Annotated in this window: 16 protein-coding genes; 11 read left to right on the forward strand and 5 right to left on the reverse strand. The window is 59.8% G+C overall.

Annotation, left to right across the window (positions count from 1 at the left end; all coding sequences use genetic code 11):
* Window positions 1–54: 54 nt before the first annotated feature.
* Together DES53_RS02660 and DES53_RS02665 are read right to left on the reverse strand one after the other, a co-directional pair.
* Window positions 55–519, reverse strand: a complete 465-nt coding sequence (locus tag DES53_RS02660; protein ID WP_147263175.1) for an AP2 domain-containing protein — start codon at window positions 517–519, stop codon at window positions 55–57.
* Window positions 520–632: 113 nt separating this feature from the next.
* Entirely contained in the window at window positions 633–1484 is an 852-nt protein-coding gene (locus tag DES53_RS02665) for an aminotransferase class IV (RefSeq protein WP_113956655.1), read from the reverse strand.
* 308 nt (window positions 1485–1792) lie between these two features.
* On the opposite strand from DES53_RS02665, the gene DES53_RS33995 reads away from it, so the two are divergent.
* The 4 genes from DES53_RS33995 to DES53_RS02685 all read left to right on the forward strand — a co-directional run bounded on the left by DES53_RS33995 (window position 1793) and on the right by DES53_RS02685 (window position 7983).
* Window positions 1793–2713, forward strand: a complete 921-nt coding sequence (locus tag DES53_RS33995) for a DMT family transporter (RefSeq protein WP_170156799.1) — start codon at window positions 1793–1795, stop codon at window positions 2711–2713.
* 121 nt (window positions 2714–2834) lie between these two features.
* Entirely contained in the window at window positions 2835–4244 is a 1410-nt protein-coding gene (locus DES53_RS02675; RefSeq protein ID WP_113956657.1) for an enolase C-terminal domain-like protein, read from the forward strand.
* A 124-nt stretch (window positions 4245–4368) separates the two neighbouring features.
* A complete protein-coding gene (locus DES53_RS02680; protein WP_113956658.1) occupies window positions 4369–6624 on the forward strand; it encodes a DUF1549 domain-containing protein in 2256 nt (751 codons plus the stop codon).
* Between the two features lie 81 nt (window positions 6625–6705).
* Entirely contained in the window at window positions 6706–7983 is a 1278-nt protein-coding gene (locus tag DES53_RS02685) for a DUF1501 domain-containing protein (protein ID WP_113957166.1), read from the forward strand.
* A 321-nt stretch (window positions 7984–8304) separates the two neighbouring features.
* On the opposite strand, the gene DES53_RS02690 is transcribed toward DES53_RS02685, so the two are convergent.
* Together DES53_RS02690 and pssA are read right to left on the reverse strand one after the other, a co-directional pair.
* Window positions 8305–9537 (reverse strand): glycosyltransferase family protein, encoded by a 1233-nt coding sequence (locus tag DES53_RS02690; protein ID WP_113956659.1) that lies wholly within the window; start codon window positions 9535–9537, stop codon window positions 8305–8307.
* Window positions 9538–9605: 68 nt separating this feature from the next.
* A complete protein-coding gene (pssA, locus tag DES53_RS02695; RefSeq protein ID WP_245958069.1) occupies window positions 9606–10538 on the reverse strand; it encodes a CDP-diacylglycerol--serine O-phosphatidyltransferase in 933 nt (310 codons plus the stop codon).
* A 68-nt stretch (window positions 10539–10606) separates the two neighbouring features.
* Between pssA and DES53_RS02700 the strand changes: the two genes are divergently transcribed.
* From DES53_RS02700 to DES53_RS02715, 4 genes are all read left to right on the forward strand, one after another.
* On the forward strand, window positions 10607–11179 hold the full coding sequence (locus DES53_RS02700) for a rhodanese-like domain-containing protein (RefSeq protein WP_245958070.1): 573 nt from the start codon (window positions 10607–10609) through the stop codon (window positions 11177–11179).
* A 37-nt stretch (window positions 11180–11216) separates the two neighbouring features.
* Window positions 11217–11753 (forward strand): iron-sulfur cluster assembly scaffold protein, encoded by a 537-nt coding sequence (locus DES53_RS02705; protein WP_113956660.1) that lies wholly within the window; start codon window positions 11217–11219, stop codon window positions 11751–11753.
* A gap of 67 nt (window positions 11754–11820) precedes the next feature.
* A complete protein-coding gene (sufT, locus tag DES53_RS02710) occupies window positions 11821–12378 on the forward strand; it encodes a putative Fe-S cluster assembly protein SufT (protein WP_113956661.1) in 558 nt (185 codons plus the stop codon).
* Window positions 12379–12726: 348 nt separating this feature from the next.
* Window positions 12727–13290 (forward strand): REP-associated tyrosine transposase, encoded by a 564-nt coding sequence (locus DES53_RS02715; protein ID WP_245958071.1) that lies wholly within the window; start codon window positions 12727–12729, stop codon window positions 13288–13290.
* 148 nt (window positions 13291–13438) lie between these two features.
* On the opposite strand, the gene DES53_RS02720 is transcribed toward DES53_RS02715, so the two are convergent.
* A complete protein-coding gene (locus DES53_RS02720; RefSeq protein WP_113957170.1) occupies window positions 13439–13663 on the reverse strand; it encodes an addiction module protein in 225 nt (74 codons plus the stop codon).
* Between the two features lie 338 nt (window positions 13664–14001).
* Between DES53_RS02720 and purT the strand changes: the two genes are divergently transcribed.
* The 3 genes from purT (at window position 14002) to DES53_RS02735 (ending at window position 20130) form a co-directional block, all read left to right on the forward strand.
* The gene (purT, locus tag DES53_RS02725; RefSeq protein ID WP_113956662.1) at window positions 14002–15204 is read left to right on the forward strand and encodes a formate-dependent phosphoribosylglycinamide formyltransferase; all 1203 of its coding nucleotides are present in this window, start codon (window positions 14002–14004) and stop codon (window positions 15202–15204) included.
* A 265-nt stretch (window positions 15205–15469) separates the two neighbouring features.
* The gene (locus tag DES53_RS02730) at window positions 15470–18862 is read left to right on the forward strand and encodes a SpoIIE family protein phosphatase (protein ID WP_211325418.1); all 3393 of its coding nucleotides are present in this window, start codon (window positions 15470–15472) and stop codon (window positions 18860–18862) included.
* A 692-nt stretch (window positions 18863–19554) separates the two neighbouring features.
* Window positions 19555–20130, forward strand: coding sequence for a hypothetical protein (locus DES53_RS02735; RefSeq protein WP_113956664.1), 576 nt, complete (start codon window positions 19555–19557; stop codon window positions 20128–20130).
* The last annotated feature ends 76 nt before the right edge of the window (window positions 20131–20206 follow it).

Here is a 20206-nt window from a genome sequence, read left to right on the forward strand (position 1 = left end):
CAGCCCATCAATGGCGATGACTTAGATTCCTGGTATTGCAGTTACATCACGGCATTAGCCGCGGATCTTGGAGACCGCCTTATCGCGCGCCTCGATTGCCAGCTTCCAGGCCTGGTCGAGGCCAAGCTTGGCGACGGAGAAGGACTTCTTCACCACTTTGCCGGGCTCGGGGCTCCAGGAAGCTTCCACGTGCTCGTAGACGTACTTCTTGTCGTCCTTGGTCACGATGGTCTTGCGCAGGCGCACTCCGCGGTATCCGGAGGTGTTGCGAGCGGTCAGCTTCTCAGCGAGCTCACGGCGGGTATAGGGCTTGAGCTTCTTCTCCATCTTGTCACGCACGGTGCGGGCTTCTTCCAGAGCAGCCTTCTTGCCGCCATGAGCGGAATCGGAGAAGAACTGGTTGAAACGCTCGCCACGGCGATAGATCCGCACTTCCCAGCCTTTGACGGGGCGCTTGCCCTCGCCGCCGCTGTTATCGATGCGGGTGATGTTCCTGTTGTTTGGATCTTTTCTGGCCATGGTATTGGTGGTTGGTGTTACTTGGTTTTTTTGTTGGTGGTTTCTTGTTTTCTTGGGGTTCGCAGCACCGGATACCGGGCTGATCCACTGCTTCACCGTCAGGTGGGTCCCGGTCAGGGGTCCGCATGACTGGCGACGAAGTCGCGGAACAGTCCGGCCACCCGCCTGGTGAGCGGGCCGACAGACTGCGAAAGGGGTTTTCCATCCACGGAGGCGATGGCCTGCACTTCGCGCATGGAAGAGGTGAGAAAAGCTTCGTCCGCGCCGACGAGCGCCGAGGCGGGCAGAGGCTCATCTGAAACTGAAATGCCGTGGGTACGGCAGACCTCGAGGGTGAGCTCGCGGGTTACTCCGGCCAGGCAACCGGAGGAAAGTGGGGGAGTGTGGAGCTGGCCGCCACGCACGAGGAAGACATTGCTGGCCGCGCCTTCGCAAAGTTCGTTCCGGGTATTGGCGAAGATGGCCTCCCCAGCGCCATTGCAACGTGCATGATGGAGAGCCACCATGTTTTCCGCATAGGATACTGTCTTGGCTCCAGTCAGGGCGCCGCGTTCGTTGCGAGGCCAAGGTGCCATCACCACGGCGTCAGCTTCCCTGGTGGGTGCTGCGGGGATGGCGGTGCAAACAAAAATTTCGTCACCGGGACTCGACGCAGGGCCGCCCAGCATCTCGCCACCACTCACCGTGAAGCGCACGCGCGCTTCCTGCAACTTGTTGGCGTTCAAGGTGTCACTCATCGCGCTCGCAAACTGTTCCAAGGTTGGGGGGCGGAGACCGAGGATGCCGCAAGAGCGTTCCAAGCGGTGCCAGTGACGGGTAATGGCGAAAGGTTTTCCTCCATAGGCTCGCAGCGTTTCAAACGCTCCACAGCCGACCAGGAATGCAGCATCCCATGGCGAAATCCGCGTTTGGGCAGATGGCTCCAGACGGCCATTAAGCCAGACACAAGATTCGTGCGATGCCATGTTTGAATCATTTCGGGTATCAATCGTTACGCGAAGACTAGTTTAGCGGATGCATAGTCAAAATGAAAAGCATGAGTGTGCCTTAACTTTTCGTGGGGCGTTAGCTTAATGGAACGCAAAAAATTCCCAGCGAAGTAAGGTCTGCCCCTACAGGCGTTTTTTATGTGATGTTTTGGCTAATTGAAAGGCCCACGGGAGGAGGATTTTTGTGGGATACTACCAATATGGTGCTGGTATGTCAGCATCATATTGTGATCGTTTCGCAGTGCCTTGCAAACCGCCGAGCCCACTGGCACGGTTCATATTCGATGCTCGCCTCCATTTTGACTGCATTTTTCTACGCCGCCTCGGGAATTTGTGGTCGTCGTTCTGCAGTTGCCTTTGGTTCCCTGAGGGGAAATTCACTCCGATTGGGTCTGGCGATTCTCATCCTTGCTGTTGTTACACGAGGGGCCGCGGGTCTTGAATGGTCCTCTGAATCAACTCGTCGCCTGTTGTGGAGTGGCGCGGTGGGGTTTGGTCTTGGAGATGTTGCGCTTTTTCTGGCGTACACACGCCTGGGCGCACGGCTGACTTTGCTGCTCAATCTCTGTAGCGCACCCGTGTTTGGTGCGTTGGGGGACTGGCTGCTGTTGGGGGTGGGCGTTTCCGGCCCACAGGTTCTGTCCACCGCGATGATTCTCGCCGGCGTTTCCTTCGCCGTGGGATCACACGGTGGGGCAGGCGGTATTTTTCTGCCGAAGCCAAAGTTATTCACGGGGGTGATTTTTGCCCTCCTCGCGGGCTTGGGGCAGGGTGGGGGAGCTTCGCTCAGCCGGTTTGCGCATGCGGCGATGAGGGTAGAGGAACACATGGTTCCCCCTGTGCAGCAGGCCCTGGTGCGTATGCTTCCGGGGCTGCTGTTCACGCTGGTGCTGTGGGGTGCAGCCGTGTCCTACCGCAGCATTCGGCGTGTCTCTGTAGAGACTCCTATGGGGAGTTATCCGCGCCGCTGGTGGTGGCTGCTGGGAGCGGCCATGTTCGGTCCTGTGCTGGGGGTGAGTTGTTTCCAATGGGCCCTCATTCAGGCTCCGGCCCTCGTGGTGCTGAGCATCACTGCCACCACTCCCATCCTCATCATGCCGCTCTCGGCCATCATCGACCACGATCGCGCGGGAAAGCTGGCGATTCTCGGCTCCTTCGTGGGGGTGGCCGGTGTTATTCTCATGGTGTGGGTCACGGGGCGGTGACCGGGAAGCAGGCGGGAAATTCGCGGGGAAGGTTCCCAAAGCATCAATCTCCGTCCTTGCGCCGTGAGGGTGCCGTCGCTTCAGTCATGCTCCACTCTCAGCTCAGCACGCTCCTATTGCCATGCGCCTTCCCACTGATATCCGGGTCCAGTCCGCCACTGTGTATTTCCTTCCCATCGATTTTCGGGTGCCGCTCAAGTTCGGGCCGGAGATTACCACGCATGTGCAGTGCCTGCGCACGTGCGTGACGGTGGTGGATCGTGAGGGCCGTACTGCCCAAGGTTGGGGGGAGACGCCTGTCGCTGTCTCCTGGACATGGCCTACGCCGCACGTCACCGTGGCAGATCGCACGAAGCGGATGCAGGACTTCTGCCTGCGCCTCGCCCAGCGGCTGGTAACTTTTGACTCGTGGGGGCATCCCATGGAGTTCGGATATGATTTCCAAAAGCAGGCCTTGATGTCGGAAGTTGCCGCAGCCAATCAGGGCGCGGGTGGCCATGACATGCCCTATCTGGCGGCGCTGGTGTGCTTGAGTGCGTTCGATATCGCCATCCACGATGCCTATGGCAATCTACTGGGTAAGGATATCTATGATTGTTATGGTTCGCAGTATATGAGCCGTGATCTGTCGGGCTTTATTGAGCCAGTAGAAGGCAGTGAGGTGAATTTCCGCGGGAAGTTTGTAGAGGACTTCCTCGTGCGTCCTGCCCCATCGCGACTGCCCGTATGGCATCTCGTTGGAGGGGTGGATCCGCTGGAGGAAGCAGACCTGACTGGAAGCGAGCCCAAGGACGGGCACCCCGTGCTGTTGGCGGACTGGATCAAGCAGGATGGACTCACCTGCCTGAAGGTGAAGCTGCGCGGCACGGATGAGCAATGGGACTATGAACGCATGGTGCGAATTGCACGATTGGCATTCCCGCTCGGGGTGAAGTGGCTGAGTGCGGACTTCAACTGCACGGTGCGAGACCCCATTTATGTGAACGACATTCTGGACCGTCTCCTGCGTGAAGAGCCGGAGATCTACGCCCGCACGCTCTACGTTGAGCAGCCCTTCGCCTACGAGCTGGAGCATGACATGCTGGATGTGCGCAGTGTTTCCGCCCGCAAGCCGCTCTTCCTCGATGAGAGCGCGCATGATTGGGAATTTGTGAAACTGGGCCGCAGCCTGGGCTGGAGCGGTGTGGCACTGAAGACCTGCAAAACCCAGACCGGAGCGCTGCTGAGCCTGTGCTGGGCCAAGGCCCATGGCATGCCCCTCATGGTGCAGGACCTGACCAACCCCATGCTGGCGATGATTCCCCACGTACGGCTGGCCGCTCATGCAGGCACCATCCAGGGGGTGGAGTGCAATGGCATGCAGTTCTATCCGGACGCCTCCCTGCCGGAAATGGCCGTGCACCCCGGTCTGTACCAGCGCCGCCAGGGACAGCTCGTGCTGGATACCCTGAAGGGTACAGGCTTTGGATATCGGCTGGAGGAAATGCACAGAGAACTGCCCGCACCGGCCGGCGTCTACGGCGAGGCCTGACGTTCGTATCCTTTAGAAGGAAAATTTTGCGGAAAAATTGAAAGACCCTAAGAAGGCGGCGGCTCAACCGTTTGCACCTCAAGAGGGTCAAACCTCACCCCGACTCACCGTACCGAGACACCAAATGAATACAAAACCGCTGCTTCTTGGCTTGGGTATCGTCACCCTCGCAGTGATGCCGGCTTCTGCCGCCACCACGCGCACCTGGACAGACTCCCAAGGCCGCAAACTAGAGGCCACCTTCATCAAGCTTGAAGGTGAGACCATCCACATCCAGGCCGCCAATGGCGTCGTCTATGCTCTTCCCCTCAGCAAGTTCTCCGCGGAGGACCAGGCTGCGGCCAAGTCCCTCCAGCCGCATGAGAACGCCAATGCGCTGACCTCCGTGGCGACCAATGCCACCGCCGCTGCCGCTGCCGCCAAGATTGACGCGCTGGTCGCTCAGGGCATTGCTGCCGGAAATGTGAAGCTCGCCGAGGCCGCCAAGAAGCAGGCCATCGAAGACCAGAAGGCTGGCAAGCAGCCCAAGCCGTTTGTGCCCGTCAAGGAGAACCCCTTGATGAACGACGAGCAGTTTGTGCGCCGTGTGTATCTCGACATCGCTGGCCGCATCCCGAGCTATACCGAGACCACGGACTTCCTGAAGGACGGTGCCGCGGACAAGCGCGCCAAGCTCATCGATACCCTCCTAGCCTCCGATGGCTACTCCAGCCACATGTACAACTACATGGCGGAAATGCTGCGTGTCGTGGATCGCTTTGAAGGCGCCAACGTTCGTGGTCTTCCCTACATCCAGTGGGTGAAGGATGAGATCAAAAAGAACACCCCGTGGAACGAAATGGCTGCCGCCATGGTCACAGCGGACGGCAAGGTGTGGGAAAACGGTGCTGCCGGCTACCTGCTCCGTGACTCCGGCATGCCCCTGGACAACCTGGCCAACACGCTGACCATCTTCCTCGGTACGGATGTCGCGTGCGCCCAGTGCCACGACCACCCCTTCTCCGACTGGACGCAGCGCCAGTTCTACGAAATGGCCGCCTTCTTCGGCGCCACCTCGACCCGCTACAACGGTCGCGGCAATGGAATGATGATGGAGAGCGGTTCCCGCAACCTCCTGGAAGAAGCAGTGCAGATGGCTGAGAGCGGTGGTGCGGATCCCCGCCGTATCCGCAACACCATCAGCAACGTGATTGGCGCCAACCGCTATGTGGTGAGCGACATCGACGTCAACAAGACCAAGCTGCCCCACGACTACAAGTACAAGGATGGCAACCCTGGTGACGCCGTCGCGCCCAAGCTGATCATGTGGTCCGAAGAGGACAAGCGCAACCCCGCCTATGCCGAGCTGAACAAGACGGTGAAGAAGAGCCGCAAGACGGTGGAAGGTGGCGTGAAGGACGCGGAAGACCTTCGCCAGAAGTTCTCCAACTGGATGACGCACCCCAGCAACCCGCGTTTCGCGATGACCATCGCCAACCGCATGTGGGAGCGCGCCTTCGGCCTGGCCCTCACCCCCACGGTGAAGAACATCGACAATGTGGATGAATCCTACAATCCGGCTCTCCTGCGCCACCTGGCCAGCGAAATGGTTCGTGTGAAGTTCAACCTCAAGGAATTCATGCGCATCGTGTACAACACGAAGGCCTATCAGCGCGAAGCCACCACCGAGGAATTGGCCATGGGCATGCCCTACTACTTCCAAGGCCCGGTGCTGCGCCGCATGTCGGCTGAGCAGGCTTGGGATTCCTTCATGACCCTGGTGCTCGGCGGCAGCGGTGTGGATGGCCCCAAGAACACGGAATCCGACCTGTATGGCCGTGCCGTGAACATGGACCTCAGCAACCCGAAGCTCGACGCCAAGACCGTGCTTCTGAAGGTGAGCGCCGTCCAGAACATGGGCAATGTGCAGCGCGGCAAGGTGAAAGGCAGCCTCGCGGATGCCGGTTCCGAAATGATGTCCGACGGAGAGGGGATGATGGCTGGTGGTGCCATCCTCCAGTATGGTGGCATGAACCTCATGCGCGCTGCGGAGCTGCCCCAGCCCGCTCCTGGCGGCCACTTCCTGCGTGACTTCGGCCAGTCCGAGCGTCTGCTCATCGATGGCGGCTCCAAGGAAGGCTCCGTGCCCCAGGTGCTGATGATGATGAACGGCAAGGCGCAGGAGATGCTCACCAACCCGCAGTCCCTCATCTTCCGCGACATGGAGAAGGTGAAGAGCCCGGCGGACAAGGCTGAGACCATCTTCCTGAGCATCCTGAACCGCAAGCCCACGCTGCGTGAGAAGGACATTGCCAAGCGCGTCACCGCGGAAGGTGAAAATGGGTACGCCGATATGATCTGGGCGCTCATCAACTCCCGCGAATTCTGCTTCATCCAATAAGTAGCTCCCGCTCCGGAGTGCGTGTTTGGCGCACTCCGGCAGCCGGACGAACTCAACACCATTTCAAAGGAATCAAAGCTCATGAATCCCTACCTCAAACTCGACCAGGCGTCCCGCCGCGAATTCATGCTCCGCACCGCCAAGGCGGCCCTCGGGGTGAGTGTCCTCTCCGGACTCAACAATGAAGCCTTTGGCGCCTCCGCCGCAGCCCCTGCGGGCAAGGGTGGCAAGGCCAAGGCCGTCATCTACCTGTACATGGCGGGTGGTATGAGCCACATTGACACCTTCGACCCGAAGACGGGTGAAACGAAGGGCTTCAAGGATCCCATCAAGACGAACGTCTCCGGCATCCAGCTTGGCGGTTACATGACCAAGATGGCCGAGCAGATGGACAAGATCACCATCGTGCGCTCCATGACCTCCAAGACGGGCGTTCATGAAGACGGCACCTACATCATGCACACGGGTTATGAGCCCCGCGGCACGATTGTGCACCCCACGCTGGGTTCCTGGGCGCAGCACTTCAAGGGCCGCTCCCACAAGACTCTTCCCTCCAGCGTCGTCGTCGGCGCCGGTACGGCCAATGCAGGCTTCTTCCCGCCCGCACTTGCCCCGCTGCCCATCAGCAGCCCGGAAGCCGGTCTGCAGAACTCCAAGTCTGCCGTGGGTGATTCCATGTTCAAGAAGCGCGTGGGTCTGCTCAATGAGTTCGACTCCGCTTTCCGTGACAAATACCGCTCCGCTGAAGTGAAGGCCTATACCGAGTTCTACGATGAGACGATGAATCTCCTCACGAGCTCCGACCTTGAGGCTTTCGACCTTACGAAGGAAGACCAGTCCACCCGCACGATGTACGGCAACGGCTTCGGCCAGGGCTGCCTCCTTGCCCGCCGCCTTGTCCAGAATGGCGTGCGCTTCGTGGAAGTCCGCACCGGTGGTTGGGACATGCACAACACCATTGACGACGCCATGGGTCGCACCGGCGCCGGCATGGACAATGCCTTCGCTGCACTGCTTGCCGACCTCAAGCGCACTGGCCTGCTCGACTCCACCCTCGTGGTGCTGGGTTCCGAGTTCGGTCGTACGCCGAACATCAACGAAAACGACGGTCGCGACCACTACCCGAAGGTGTACTCCACCGTCTTCGCGGGCGGCGGCGTGAAGGGTGGCTATGTGTATGGCTCCTCCGACCCTGCTGGTAAGGAAGTGGCCGACAAGCCTGTCACCGTGCAGGACTTCATCGCCACTATCGGTGCTGCGATGGGTCTCCCGGTCGACGAAACGGTGATGTCACCCTCGGGGCGTCCGTTCCGCGTGGGCGACATGAAGAGCACCGTCGTTGCCGACATTTTCGCCTAGTTGTTTCTGCCAAAGGACAGCTTGGTTCTTGGGGAACACCCGGCAGCAATGCCGGGTGTTTTTATGTCTGCGAGTGGCGGGCTGCATTCGGTGAAACGCAAAGCAGCAGAGCAGCAAAGGAAGGAGGAAAGGCAGATCTCTTTAGCCGTAAAAAGACGCAAAAAGCCCAGAAGGATTCAGGCTGGGCGATGTCCCCCAAAGCCCTCACTCTTGTTCCTTTTGCGTTTTTTTGCGGCTAATGGAATTGGCGTGAGCTTCGCTGTCCTCAGTGCTCGCGTATAAGCCGGCCAGAGGCCAGTGCTTCCAAGGCTCGTATGCCACTTACGCCCTGGCCCGACGCACATCCCTCAGGGAGTCGGCGAAGTCGGGGACTTTTTCGATGAGAGCTTCCCACGCCGGAAGGTTGGCGACGGTGGGAGGGGTCTTCAGGCACTCGTTGGCCACCTGTTTGATGAGGCGGGCGAAGACACTCACAGCTTGGTGCTCTTCCGCGGAGGTTTGCTCAAGGCCGTTGAAAGTGGCCTCGTGGGCATAGCGGGTGAGCAGCACCTTGGCGGTGGCGGTGTAGGTGTCTGAGAGGCGTTCCAGCTTGCGCTGTTCCGCGGAGAAGCCGAGGTCGCTCCAGAGGTGACCCATGAGGGCGCGGATGACTTCTCGGCCCATCTTCATGAGACCGGAGGCGGCATCGGTTTGCCCGGTCTCGGGGTCGTAGCCCAGGTGCTGGTGCTTGTGCTCGAAGTTCCCTCCGAGGTCCACCTGGCAGAAGCGCTGCGAGGGAGCTTGGCGGAAGACATCACAGAGCATGCCGATTTCCAAGCCCCAGTCGGCGGCGATGCCCAGCTTGCTGAGGAACTCGGTATCCGCTGCGAACTCGCCGGAGAGCGGGTAGCGCGTCATGGCCAGGAAACGCAGCAGCGGCGTGGAGCCGAAGACCTCGCGCAGGGCCTGGATGAGCGGGAAAACCAGCAGGCGGGTCACCCGTCCGTACATGCGCTCACGCACGCGTCCGTAGTAGCTCTTCGCAAACACATAACCCATGCCGGGGTGGGCCACCGGCAGGCAGAGGCGCCAGAGCATGGACCGGTCATAGTTCAGGATGTCGCTGTCGTGGCAGACGATGACGCCGTTGTGTCCCTCCGCCAGCAGGCTCGCGATGCCCATCCAGACATTGCTGCCCTTGCCATGGCCATGTTTCAGGCCGGCGAAGCGTGCCACGGTGCGGTGCAGTGCATCCAGCTCGGGGCCGTCATTCCACAGTATCTCGTGGGCGGTGCCGGAGAGGTGCTTGTCGAAGTACTTGCGCGCCTTCGCATAGCCCTTCGCATCCATGTCATTCATGCTGAAGATGACCTTGGATAGGTAGGGCACGCTGGACAGCTCCTTGAGCATGCGCGGCAGGGCCTTGCGTTCGATCTCGGCGTACAACGCGGGGATGACGAGGGCGATGGGCTTGGTGTCAGCGAGTTCTCTGACCAAGCCTTCACGTTCCTCCAAGTCCGTGTCTGCGAGATGGTGCAGGGTGGGGAGGAGAACTGGCTGGTGAAAGTCTGGCATCCGTGGGGGGCGGGTAGCAAACGACTATGATGACAGGGATTGCCTGGTTTTGAAAGGCTGGAATGTCACTAGATCAAGCTCGCGGGGTCGGTCTTGGCGCTTCCGTTGCTCCGGCGTTCTTCCTCGATCACCTCTGGGGACACCCCACTTTCATCCAGTGCCGGATCGTTGCCTTCCTCAATTTCACGCCGCCATTTGCGGGAGACCCACGGGCGCACCAGTCCGTAGCCGAGATAGCTCACGAAGAGGACGGAGGGCATCCACTGCCAGTACGCCACGGTGAGGGCCAGCACGATGATGCTGATAAGCACCCAGTGGAACGAGCGTCGGGCGCGGAGATTCAGTGACTTGAAGCTGGGGTACTCGATCTTGCTCACCATGAGGTAGGAGAGCAGGACCATGAGGAAGGGCAGGGCATACTTCCAGCGACCGATTTCGCGGTTGTTTCCGTCCAGCCACAGCAGCATGAGGGTGAGGGAGACAATCACGCCGGCCGCCGCCGGGATGGGACAGCCGCGGAAGGAGGTGGAGGCCTTCTTGTCCTTCTGCGGCATGGCCGCAAGGCAATTAAAACGTGCGAGGCGCATGGCGCCGCAGACGAGGTAGATGCAGGCAATGAGCCAGCCGAGGCCCCGGGTGGCCTCCATCTCTTCAAACTCCTTGAGCACAATGTCATGCACCAGCAGGGCAGGGGCGATGCCGAAGCTCACGATGTCCGCCAGCGAGTCGAACTCACGCCCAAAGTCTGAGCTCTGGCCGCTGAGACGGGCCAGGCGGCCATCCAGCAGGTCAAACACACAAGCCGCCAAGATGAAACCGATGGCCCAGAGGTAACGTGAGTGATCATCCTCATTCTGAAAGCGTCCCACAATGTGCAAAATAGCCATGAACCCGCTCAGCAGGTTGCCTGCGGTCATCAGATTTGGCAGCACATAAATGCGCGGTTCGCGATCACTCTCGGACATCCCAAGAGTGTAATCGCATTCCGCATGGATGCGCATCTTTTTTACGGCAGGCGAGGCGTTGACCCCACCCCCGGAGAGCGTACTCTGGATATCGACCGATTCACATGACTGACACTGCCACAGCCGAAACCCTCCCGCCGCTCTCGGGGGATACGACCATGGGGGAGCTGCTCCGGCTCTATCCCGGCGCCCAGCGCGCGCTCTTTGCGAAGTATCATATCGGTGGGTGCCGCAGTTGCGGATTCCAGCCCACGGAGACCCTGGCACAGGTGTGTGAACGGAATGAGAACATCCCCGTGGCTGAGGCCGTGGAGCACATTCAGGAGAGTCACCAGGCGGATACGAGCATCCAGATTTCTCCGGCGGACTTCGCGAAGCTGCGGAGTGAACGGAGTGATGTGAAGGTGCTCGACGTGCGCACGCGTGAGGAGCATGAGGCGGTGGCCATTCCAGGGGCGGAGCTCGTGACGCAGGAGCTGGTGCAGGAGGTCTTCACCTCGTGGGACAAGAATGCACCGCTGATCATCTACGATCACACCGGTGATCGGGCGTTGGATGCCACGGCATACTTCCTGGGGCACGGATTTGCCGAGGCGAAGTGCCTCACAGGCGGTATCGATGCGTATTCCGTAGAGGTGGATCCCTCGCTGCCGCGCTACCGCGTGGAGATTGAGTAGTGTGCCGCCATTCCTATATTCCGTTTCCCCCCTTTTCATGAACGAAGACGCACTCCAGCAGGCCATCGCCAATCCGCAGAATCTCGGTGAGATGAAGGACGCCGATGCCGTGGGCACCGTGGGCAGCCCTGATTGTGGCGACATGGTGCGCATGTGGATCAAGTACAAGGAGAAGGACGGCAAGAAGGTCATCGACAAAGCGAGCTTCCAGAGCTTCGGCTGCCAGACGGCGATTGCCGTGGCGAGCATGGCCACGCAGCTCATCAAGGGGAAGACCCGTGAAGAGGCACTGGACATGAGCGCTTCCGAATTGTCTGCGCCGCTCGGACCACTGCCACCCATGAAGATTCACTGCGGCCAGATGGTGGAAGGCGCCTTGAAAGCCGCGCTGGACGCGGAAAATGCCGAACGCTCAGGCGTGACTGCTCCGGTAAAGCCGGAGGTCGACGCGACGCCCACCCCACCTCAAGCGGCCACACTGCATGATGCCCTGGCGAACGCAGGCAAGCAGGTGGGCAAGATCAAGATTGTCATGCAACCTCCTGCGCCGGCACCCGCGAGCCCCCAGCCTTGAGCCGCGCGTATCTCACTCTATACAGGCAGTCATTTCTCTCCTAGTTCTCTTTCCCAACACGACAGACATGCATTCCGACACCACCCTTACCCGCGAAGTAGAAGCCATCCAGATTCCCAGCGGTGACACCGTCACGTTGCCAGCGGGCACGCGCGTGATCATCACGCAGGCACTGGGCGGTACGTACACGGTGGCCACGGACCACGGCCTGGCACGCATCCAGTCGAAGGACGTGGATGCTCTGGGCATCGACCCCGAAGAGGAGAAAAAGGCGGAAGCGCAGTCTTCCTCGAACATTCCCGACGATGCCAGTGACTTGGAGGTGCAGGTGTGGCACCAGCTTCGCAATGTGTATGACCCTGAGATTCCGGTGAACATCGTGGACCTCGGCCTCGTGTATGGCTGCGAAGTGCAGCAGGACGAAGAGGGCAAGAACAAGGCGATTGTGAAGATGACCCTCACTGCACCCGGTTGCGGCATGGGCCCCACGATTGCCGCGGATGCCCAGTCGCGCATCATGACCATTGAAGAGATGGATGACGCCGCTGTGGAGCTGGTCTGGGAACCCGCGTGGAATCAGAGCATGATCAGCGACGAGGGGAAGATGAAGCTGGGGATGATGTGAGCCCGCACAGCGGGAGTCACCTGAATTCACTAGCCGCAAAAAAACGCAAAAGGCGCAAAAAAGGAAGGGCGCTTGGGATGTGAAGACCTCGTTTGAGGCGGCATGACTCAGCAGCAGACCCTTTTGAGTTTTTTGCGTCTTTTTGCGGCTAAATCAGAGTGATTTGCTCTCACCTCCCATCTCCAGTCTGGTCTGGAGCGTGCCACCTTGCGCGAAGCGCTTTGGAGTGCGTGTGCGTAGCACCGCTTTGACGCGTCTCCTGATTCACCAAAGCCGCCCTCATACGATGTGCGGAAGGAATTTGCAGAATCTTTTTGCCATCGTATATCCGGCTCAATTCCCCCTTCCGTGACCGATTCCAACCAGCCACCCGTCCATTGGCTCCATGCTCCGCCGCATCGCCTGGAGCCGAAGGGTACTTACATGATCACGTCAGGCACGTACCTGAAAGAGCATCTTTTCCGAGGTAAACAGCGCCTGGACTTCCTCCACGACACTCTGCTGAAGACCGCCATCGAGCAAGGTTGGCAGCTCGAAGCATGGGCGGTATTTCCCAATCACTATCACTTTATCGCGAGGCGTCTGCCATCTCACTTTGATTCTACCACTACCCTGAAAGAGATGGTTTCTCAGGTGCATCAGGAAACGTCGAATTGGGTGAATCAGCAGGATGAATCACAGGGACGCAAGGTCTGGCACAATTTTTGGGACTCGACCCTTACTTACGAGAAGTCATGGATTGCCCGCCTCAATTATGTGCACGGTAATCCGGTGAAGCATGGGCTTGTGAAATTGGCGCGGGACTACCCGTGGTGCTCAGCAGCATGGTTTGAACGGGTGGCTGCGGCGTCGTGGCTCAAGACCGTGTATGCTTTCAAAACGGACCGGTTAAAAATCGAGGACGATTTTTGAGTGGTGGTGGTAGCGCAAACGGTGGAGCGGAGCGCTTGGGGGAAGTGTGTCAGGGGTAGCGCAAAAGCGGTGCTTCGCACACGCACTCCAAAGCGCTTCGCGCAAGGTGGTGGGCTATTGCGTTTGTTTGGAGCGCTTGGTGCTTTAGTTACGCCTTGGAATGGGCTCTATCCTTTACCTGTTCCCACGTGCGACCGGATGCAGGGTGGGTGGCAAATCGCTCTTTGCGCCGACGCAGTTCATCAAGCTTCCAATCTGGGACGGAGGCTGTGACTCCGCTCTCCTCATCCACGATGCTGTCCCAGAGGTCTTCCACAAGCTGGAGGCGCTCAGCCCGGTCCAGCTTTAAAAGAGCTGCGAATTCGGAGTTCATGAGTCCCAGCATACTGTTTTCTTCTACTGTTTCAAGACAGACTGGGGCGGCCGTTTAGCTAGCTCGTGCGCCGCGAGAATCACGGTAGTTCATTAGCCGCAAAAAGACGCAAAAGGCACAAGAGGGGAGGCTCTTGTGGCTGGGCTGGGTGCATTGAGGTGGCGGTACCCAGCACCAGACCCGTTTGAGTTTTTTGCGTCTTTTTGCGGCTGATGAATTCTGGGTTGGATGGGAGTTATGGTGCGTGGCCATGCTCCTGACCGCACAGCGGAGTGGGCGGACCACTTGGAGTGCGGACCATCCCTTGCACACGGCTCGCGGCCCGCTAAAGGACAAGCATGTCCCAGTCTCAGTCTTCTGCTTCCATCGGCACGCCGTTTACCTCTTCGGCCAAGAAAATCCTGTTCCTTGGTTCGGGGGAGTTGGGCAAGGAAGTGGTGATGGAACTGCAGCGGTTCGGCTGCGAAGTGATTGCGGTGGACTCGTATGCGAATGCACCGGCCATGCAGGTGGCACATCGCTCGCATGTCATTTCCATGCTGGATGGCGATGCCCTGCGCCGGGTGATTCTGGAGGAGAAGCCGGACCTCGTGGTGCCGGAGGTGGAGGCGATTGCCACGGATGTGCTGGTGGAACTGGAAGCCCAGGGGCAGCGCGTGATTCCCACGGCGCTGGCCGCGAAGCTCACCATGAACCGCGAGGGCATTCGTACGCTGGCGGCGGAGACACTGGGGCTGCGCTGCTCCAGCTACAAGTTTGCGGCCACGGAAGAGGAGTTCAACGAAGCGGTGAAGGCCATCGGCATTCCCTGCGTGGTGAAGCCCATCATGAGCAGCTCCGGCAAGGGCCAAAGTGTGGTGCGCAGTGAGGCAGACATTTCCAAAGCGTGGAAGTATGCCCAGGAAGGTGGACGCGCTGGCAAGGGGAAGGTGATTGTGGAGGGCATGGTGGACTTCGACTACGAGATCACCATGCTCACCGTGCGCCATGCCAATGGCACCTCCTTCTGCGCGCCCATCGGGCACCTGCAGATTGATGGCGACTATCGCGAAAGCTGGCAGCCGCAGCCCATGACCAAGGCGGCGCTGGAAGAGAGCGAGCGCATCGCTGGCGCCATCACGAATGCCCTCGGTGGCTGGGGTATCTTTGGCGTGGAGCTCTTTGTGAAGGGGGACACGGTGTGGTTCAGCGAGGTGTCGCCGCGCCCGCATGACACCGGTCTGGTCACGCTGATTTCGCAGGACCTGAGCGAGTTCGCCCTGCACGCGCGTGCCATCCTTGGGCTGCCCATCCCGAACATCCGTCAGCACGGTCCGAGCGCCTCGGCGGTTATTTTGCCCGAGGGTCATTCCAAGAACGTGAGTTTCAGCAATCTGGAGGCTGCGCTCGCTGAGCCGGACACGCTCCTGCGCCTCTTTGGCAAGCCCGAGGTGAAGGGGAAGCGCCGCATGGGCGTGGCAGCAGCCCGTGGTGCTACCATTGAGGAAGCTCGCGAAAAGGCCCGTAACGCGGCCGGCGCGGTGAAGGTGACGATGGGCTGAGATCGACCCTGAAGTCACAAGGTTTGCTGGGAGGGGGCCGGCTGAACCTTGCGGGAAAAAATCGAACAGGAGGCGCTCAGGTCACGAAATCCGGGGTGCCGTCCTGATGGGGACGATGTCTGCAGCAGGCGAAGAGCGATAAGCGCGCCCGCGGGAGGCCCATAGCACCAAGGTCTAATTGCGGCCTGGCTGCGACTCTGCTGAGTTCGGCGGAGGGAACCGGAGCCCTTGAAAAGAAACTGTGGATGTTCCAATGTCCAAGATCATGTCCGACCAGGAGGTTATCGCTGGCGCTCGCACTGGAGTGGATGAGCCAGGAACGGTAGCTCTGACGCCTTTGACGGGCCGGGATACGGAAGTGAGCTTGCTCAAGGATCGCTGGGAGCAGGCCCAGGAAGGGATGGGTCAGGTGGTCTTGCTAGTAGGTGAGCCGGGCCTTGGCAAATCCCGCCTCGTGCACACCATCAAGCAAATCGTTGTCGAGGAGATGAGGGAAGAAGTGCCTGCGGCAGGCGCTGATTTCACACTGGAAGCGCGGACGCCGTGCATCGTCGAGTGGCGCTGTGCGCAACATTTTCAGCACACCGAACTCTTTCCGGTCACCGAGCAATTTGGGCGGTTTCTCGATTTTGGCAGCGACGAATCCACGACGGCACGCTTCGACCGACTTGCGCGGCATCTCGACGACTACGGCCTTGGTCGTCCGGAGTTGGTCGCGCTTTTCGCCAGGCTGTTGTTGCTTCCGCCAGACGCGCGTTATCCGGCCGCCGGACTGACGCCGGTGCGGGAGCGCGAGGAGACCTTTCGAGCGTTGCGTCAGTGGCTCAAAGCCCGTTCAGACCGGCAGCCTCTGCTTTTTGTCATTGAGGACCTGCACTGGATCGATGCCTCGACGCTGGAATTTCTTGGCCAGTTTATTGGAGAGGGACTGCATGACCGCATTCTCACCGTGCTTACGTATCGTCCTGAATTCCAATCTCCCTGGCCAGCGTTCTCCCACCAGACCATCCTCGCGCTCAATCGCCTGACGCGACGTCAGGTCGCGGAATTGATGCGTAAGACCGCTGGGGGCGGTGTGCCGGATGCCTTGGTGGCGCAACTCTACGAGCGTACCGGGGGCGTGCCACTCCTCGTCGAAGAGTTTGCGCGAATCACCCGGGAAACGGTGGAGCCCGAAGCAGACGGCGATGCGCACCACAGAGGAGTGGCAGTGCAGTCCCGTCACATTCCCGCCACGCTGCAGGATTTGATTCTCGCGCGATTGGAGGGGATGTCTGGGAATCGCGAAGTCGCGCAACTGGCGGCGACGTTGGGCCGTGAATTTGATTACGATGTTCTGGCTGCGGTCGCGAGTGTGGACGAGTCGACCCTGCGCCCGGAATTGGAAAAGCTCGTCGGTGCGGGGATCCTCTGCGTGAAAGGCAAGCCTCCGCATTGCGCCTATGTCTTCAAGCATGCGCTGTTGGAAGAGGCGCTGCATGGAACACTCTCACCTTTGGATCGGCAGAGCTTTCATCGCCGGGTTGCCGAAGCCATGGAGGTGCGCTTCCCCGAGATGGCAGAACGGCAGCCCGAGTTGCTTGCACGGCATTTCACAACGGCAGGTCTCTTTGACAAGGGCGTGAGCTACTGGGTACGTGCAGGGCTGAGGTCGCGGGAGAGATTTGCAAATGTCGAGGCGATTGCGCATTTGACCAAGGGGCTGGCGTTGCTGGAGTCGCTGCCGCCATCGCCTGCGCGGGACGCACGTGAATTGGAATTGCTGGGGCCGTTGGGCACCACCTACATTGCATCTCGCGGTTATGCGGCACCGGAGGTGGGCCCCATCTTTGATCGCGCTCGCGCCTTGTGCGATTGCGTCGGACAGACGCCGCAGCTCTTTGCGATGATGTGGGGGAATTTCGCGTTCCATGTGGTGCGCGGCGACTTCCGCCTGTGCGCGGAACTGGCCGAGGAGGCGATGGAGTTTGGGGCGCGATTAAACGACCCGGGAATCCTGATGGAGGCCCTCTTCCTCCGAGGCATCACCATGCTCTATCGTGGGGACTTCGCTGGTGCACAGGAAGCGTGCTTCCGGGCGATTGCCGAGTACGATGATCGATCGCGTACCGCCTATTGGGCCACGCTTATTGGAGAAGATGGCGGCGTGACCACCCGTTGTTACCTCGCCCTCGCGCAGTGGCACCTAGGTCAGGCGGATCACGCGCTCGACCTCAGTCGCGAGACGGTCGCTTTGGCGCGGGAAATTCATCAACCATTCAGCCTAGTTTATGCTCTGCACCACACCGGATGGCTGTTTCAGCACTGCCGGGTTGGAGCCTCCACACGCGTGGCTGGTGAGGAGGCAATCGCGATTGCGACTGAGCAGGGCTATCCCTTCTGGCATGCCACGGGCACACTCTATCGCGGTGCGGGAATGCTGCTCCAAGGACGGCCCGAGGAGGCGCTGGTTCTGATCGAAAAAGGGCTCGAAGCCTATCGGGCAACGGGGGCCGGGATTGCGCTCACCTATTATCTCAGCGTGCTCGGCGATGCACTCATGCAGGTCGGCCGGTTTGATGATGCCCAGCGGGCGCTCGACGAGGCTTTCGCACTGGTGGAGAAAAATGATGAGAGGTTCCAGGAGGCCGAGTTGCTGCGCCTCCAGGGTGAACTGCTTCTGGCCGGATCGGGTAATGAGCGTGGCGCCGAGGAATCCTTTGAACGCGCCATCGAGATTGCCCGCCGACAGCAAAGTCGTGCATGGGAACTCCGGGCCACCACCAGCCTGGCGCGGGTTTGGCGCCAGCGAAATCGCATCGAGCATGCGTATGCCGCGTTGACGACGGCCTGCGACAGAATCTCCGAGGGCATGGCGCTGCCAGACCTCGCGGCGGCCACGGCATTGCTGAATGACTTGAGCAACGAGCGCATGCGCGGGGATTTCGCCGCCGGTGCTGAGTATGTGCGCCAGTGCATTCCGCCGCCGGTGAAGGGACCAGTGGCCATTGACTGGCGTTACATTCCGTCCTCGGCTCTCGGGGGCGATTCCATTGGGTACCACTGGATTGATGACGATCATCTCGCGCTCTATCTCATCGACGTGACCGGGCATGGGCTCGATTCGGCCCTCCTGTCCGTGACAGTTGGCAACGTGATCCGTGCTGGCTCGCTGCCCGGAGCGGACATGCTCAGACCCGATGAGGTGCTGGCGCGGCTGAATGAAAAATTCCAGGGGCAGCACCACGGTGGAAGGTTCTTCACGATTTGGTATGGCGTCTACCAGTTGTCGGCCCAAGTGCTGCAATGGTCCGGCGGAGGCCATCATCCGTCGCTTCTCTTCGCGCCGGGCTCGCCGGAGCCGGTACAGCTCCCCTCGACCGGCCCGATGATGGGTTTGATTCCAGATGTCACCTTTCCTGCCAAATCGTGCGGCGTTCCGCCTGGGTCACGACTGCTGATTTTCAGCGATGGCGTGTTCGAAATCATGCGAGAGCAGAGCATGGTGTGGGACCTGCCCGCCTGTATCAACTATTTGTCCTCCATCAGCGGGCGGGCCGACTTGCTCATGGATGAGCTCCTGGCGCAGGCCCGGACACTTCGTGGTTCCCTGCAACTTGAAGATGATTTCTCGATCATTGAGGCCCGCTTTGGACAGGCCCCGGTAAAAGCGAGGTGAGTGGCAAGAGGAGCATTGGGAGGCAGCGGCTTGGGGCGACCATCGAGGATGCCTGCGAAAAGGTCTGGAAGGTTTCCAGTGCTAGCAGTTGGCGGGTTTCCTTCTTCTCTTTGGGAGCCGTCAGCCACGTGAGGACTGTGCGTCGTCCCGACGCCACTCTACGGGGAACATGGCCAGACTTTCCTCGAGGCGGGCCAGTCTTCTGAGGCCTTCCGAGTGCTGTAGTTGCCAGCCTTTGGACCCTTGAACCGGGGAGCTGAGGTGGATCTCCAAGAGGCTGCGGAGGGCTTCCAGATCCTCGATGAGTTGTTGCTATTGGGCCAGTTTCCTATCGTGGGCAGATTCCATGAATGTTGGAACTGCTGTAAGACCCCGCCGTGAAGGTTGCGCAAGCTCGTTGCGAACCCTGATGCTGGAGCCAGTCGGTTCCCTGATGGGGCATCGTTGCCGGGCATCCACCAGGGGAAAACATGCAAAATGCCTCTCGAAAGGTTTCCGGAGGAGAAGTTGCTCGGGATGAAATTTGCTCATCTTCAGGCACTGATTCGGGCGTAAATTGACCGTTCTGGAAGGGGTTTGTTCTCGCTTGCAACAAATTTGCTCTAAATTTGCAATTAGGGCAAAGATTCAATTTGGCTATAATTCTCATAAATTGCAGGCTGAATTATAGTTTGGCTCTATGTTGCCCTTGTATGAAAAAGATTCTGTCACTCACACTGTGCCTATTCGCTCTCCCGGCATTGGCTGACATTACCCTTGGAGGTCCCGGCGTCCCGGTGGGGACGGTCAAGACTTCTGGGGCTCCCTTCAAGACAACCTACAATTTCCCTGGCGGTCTCTACAAGTTCGTCTTCCGCGGCATTGAGGCCAAGGGTGCGACGCTCGGAGCCCCTGGTTCCTCCGGCACGAATGGCAATGGTGGCCAGTTCCACCTGAGCGCCACGGTGCGCACGGATGTGGGCCATGAGAAGCTTGGCACAATCGAGTTCCGCGATGTGCAGGATTTCAATACCGCCCCTCTTAAGAACCTCTTTTTCGAGGACGGCGAAATTACCTTCAAGGCTCCTGGCGACAACCCCATTGCGGTGAGCATTGAGTGGGCTGGCCAGGGCAATGCCCACAAGCCGGATGGCTTCTTCAATGTGTTGGGTGAAGAGCAGAAGCATCCCCCGGTGCCCGTGGGCTGGCTGACCTTCGCGGTGGGTGACTACAACCTCGCCGCTGCCGGTGGCAGGCCTCCCGGTACTGCGACCATCATCCGCGACTAACTTTTAAGACAGAATCGATAGTAGTGATGAATGGAAACCGGGCGCTGGAGCGCCCGGTTTTTTTTTGCCCACGACT

This window comes from Roseimicrobium gellanilyticum (assembly GCF_003315205.1).
Lineage (GTDB): Bacteria > Verrucomicrobiota > Verrucomicrobiia > Verrucomicrobiales > Verrucomicrobiaceae > Roseimicrobium > Roseimicrobium gellanilyticum.

Coding starts and splice junctions, on each gene's coding strand:
- DES53_RS02660 (WP_147263175.1), bottom strand. CDS start 519: ATGGCCAGAAAAGATCCAAACAACAGGAACATCACCCGCATCGATAAC.
- DES53_RS02665 (WP_113956655.1), bottom strand. CDS start 1,484: ATGGCATCGCACGAATCTTGTGTCTGGCTTAATGGCCGTCTGGAGCCA.
- DES53_RS33995 (WP_170156799.1), top strand. CDS start 1,793: ATGCTCGCCTCCATTTTGACTGCATTTTTCTACGCCGCCTCGGGAATT.
- DES53_RS02675 (WP_113956657.1), top strand. CDS start 2,835: ATGCGCCTTCCCACTGATATCCGGGTCCAGTCCGCCACTGTGTATTTC.
- DES53_RS02680 (WP_113956658.1), top strand. CDS start 4,369: ATGAATACAAAACCGCTGCTTCTTGGCTTGGGTATCGTCACCCTCGCA.
- DES53_RS02685 (WP_113957166.1), top strand. CDS start 6,706: ATGAATCCCTACCTCAAACTCGACCAGGCGTCCCGCCGCGAATTCATG.
- DES53_RS02690 (WP_113956659.1), bottom strand. CDS start 9,537: ATGCCAGACTTTCACCAGCCAGTTCTCCTCCCCACCCTGCACCATCTC.
- pssA (WP_245958069.1), bottom strand. CDS start 10,538: ATGCGCATCCATGCGGAATGCGATTACACTCTTGGGATGTCCGAGAGT.
- DES53_RS02700 (WP_245958070.1), top strand. CDS start 10,607: ATGACTGACACTGCCACAGCCGAAACCCTCCCGCCGCTCTCGGGGGAT.
- DES53_RS02705 (WP_113956660.1), top strand. CDS start 11,217: ATGAACGAAGACGCACTCCAGCAGGCCATCGCCAATCCGCAGAATCTC.
- sufT (WP_113956661.1), top strand. CDS start 11,821: ATGCATTCCGACACCACCCTTACCCGCGAAGTAGAAGCCATCCAGATT.
- DES53_RS02720 (WP_113957170.1), bottom strand. CDS start 13,663: ATGAACTCCGAATTCGCAGCTCTTTTAAAGCTGGACCGGGCTGAGCGC.
- purT (WP_113956662.1), top strand. CDS start 14,002: ATGTCCCAGTCTCAGTCTTCTGCTTCCATCGGCACGCCGTTTACCTCT.
- DES53_RS02730 (WP_211325418.1), top strand. CDS start 15,470: ATGTCCGACCAGGAGGTTATCGCTGGCGCTCGCACTGGAGTGGATGAG.
- DES53_RS02735 (WP_113956664.1), top strand. CDS start 19,555: ATGAAAAAGATTCTGTCACTCACACTGTGCCTATTCGCTCTCCCGGCA.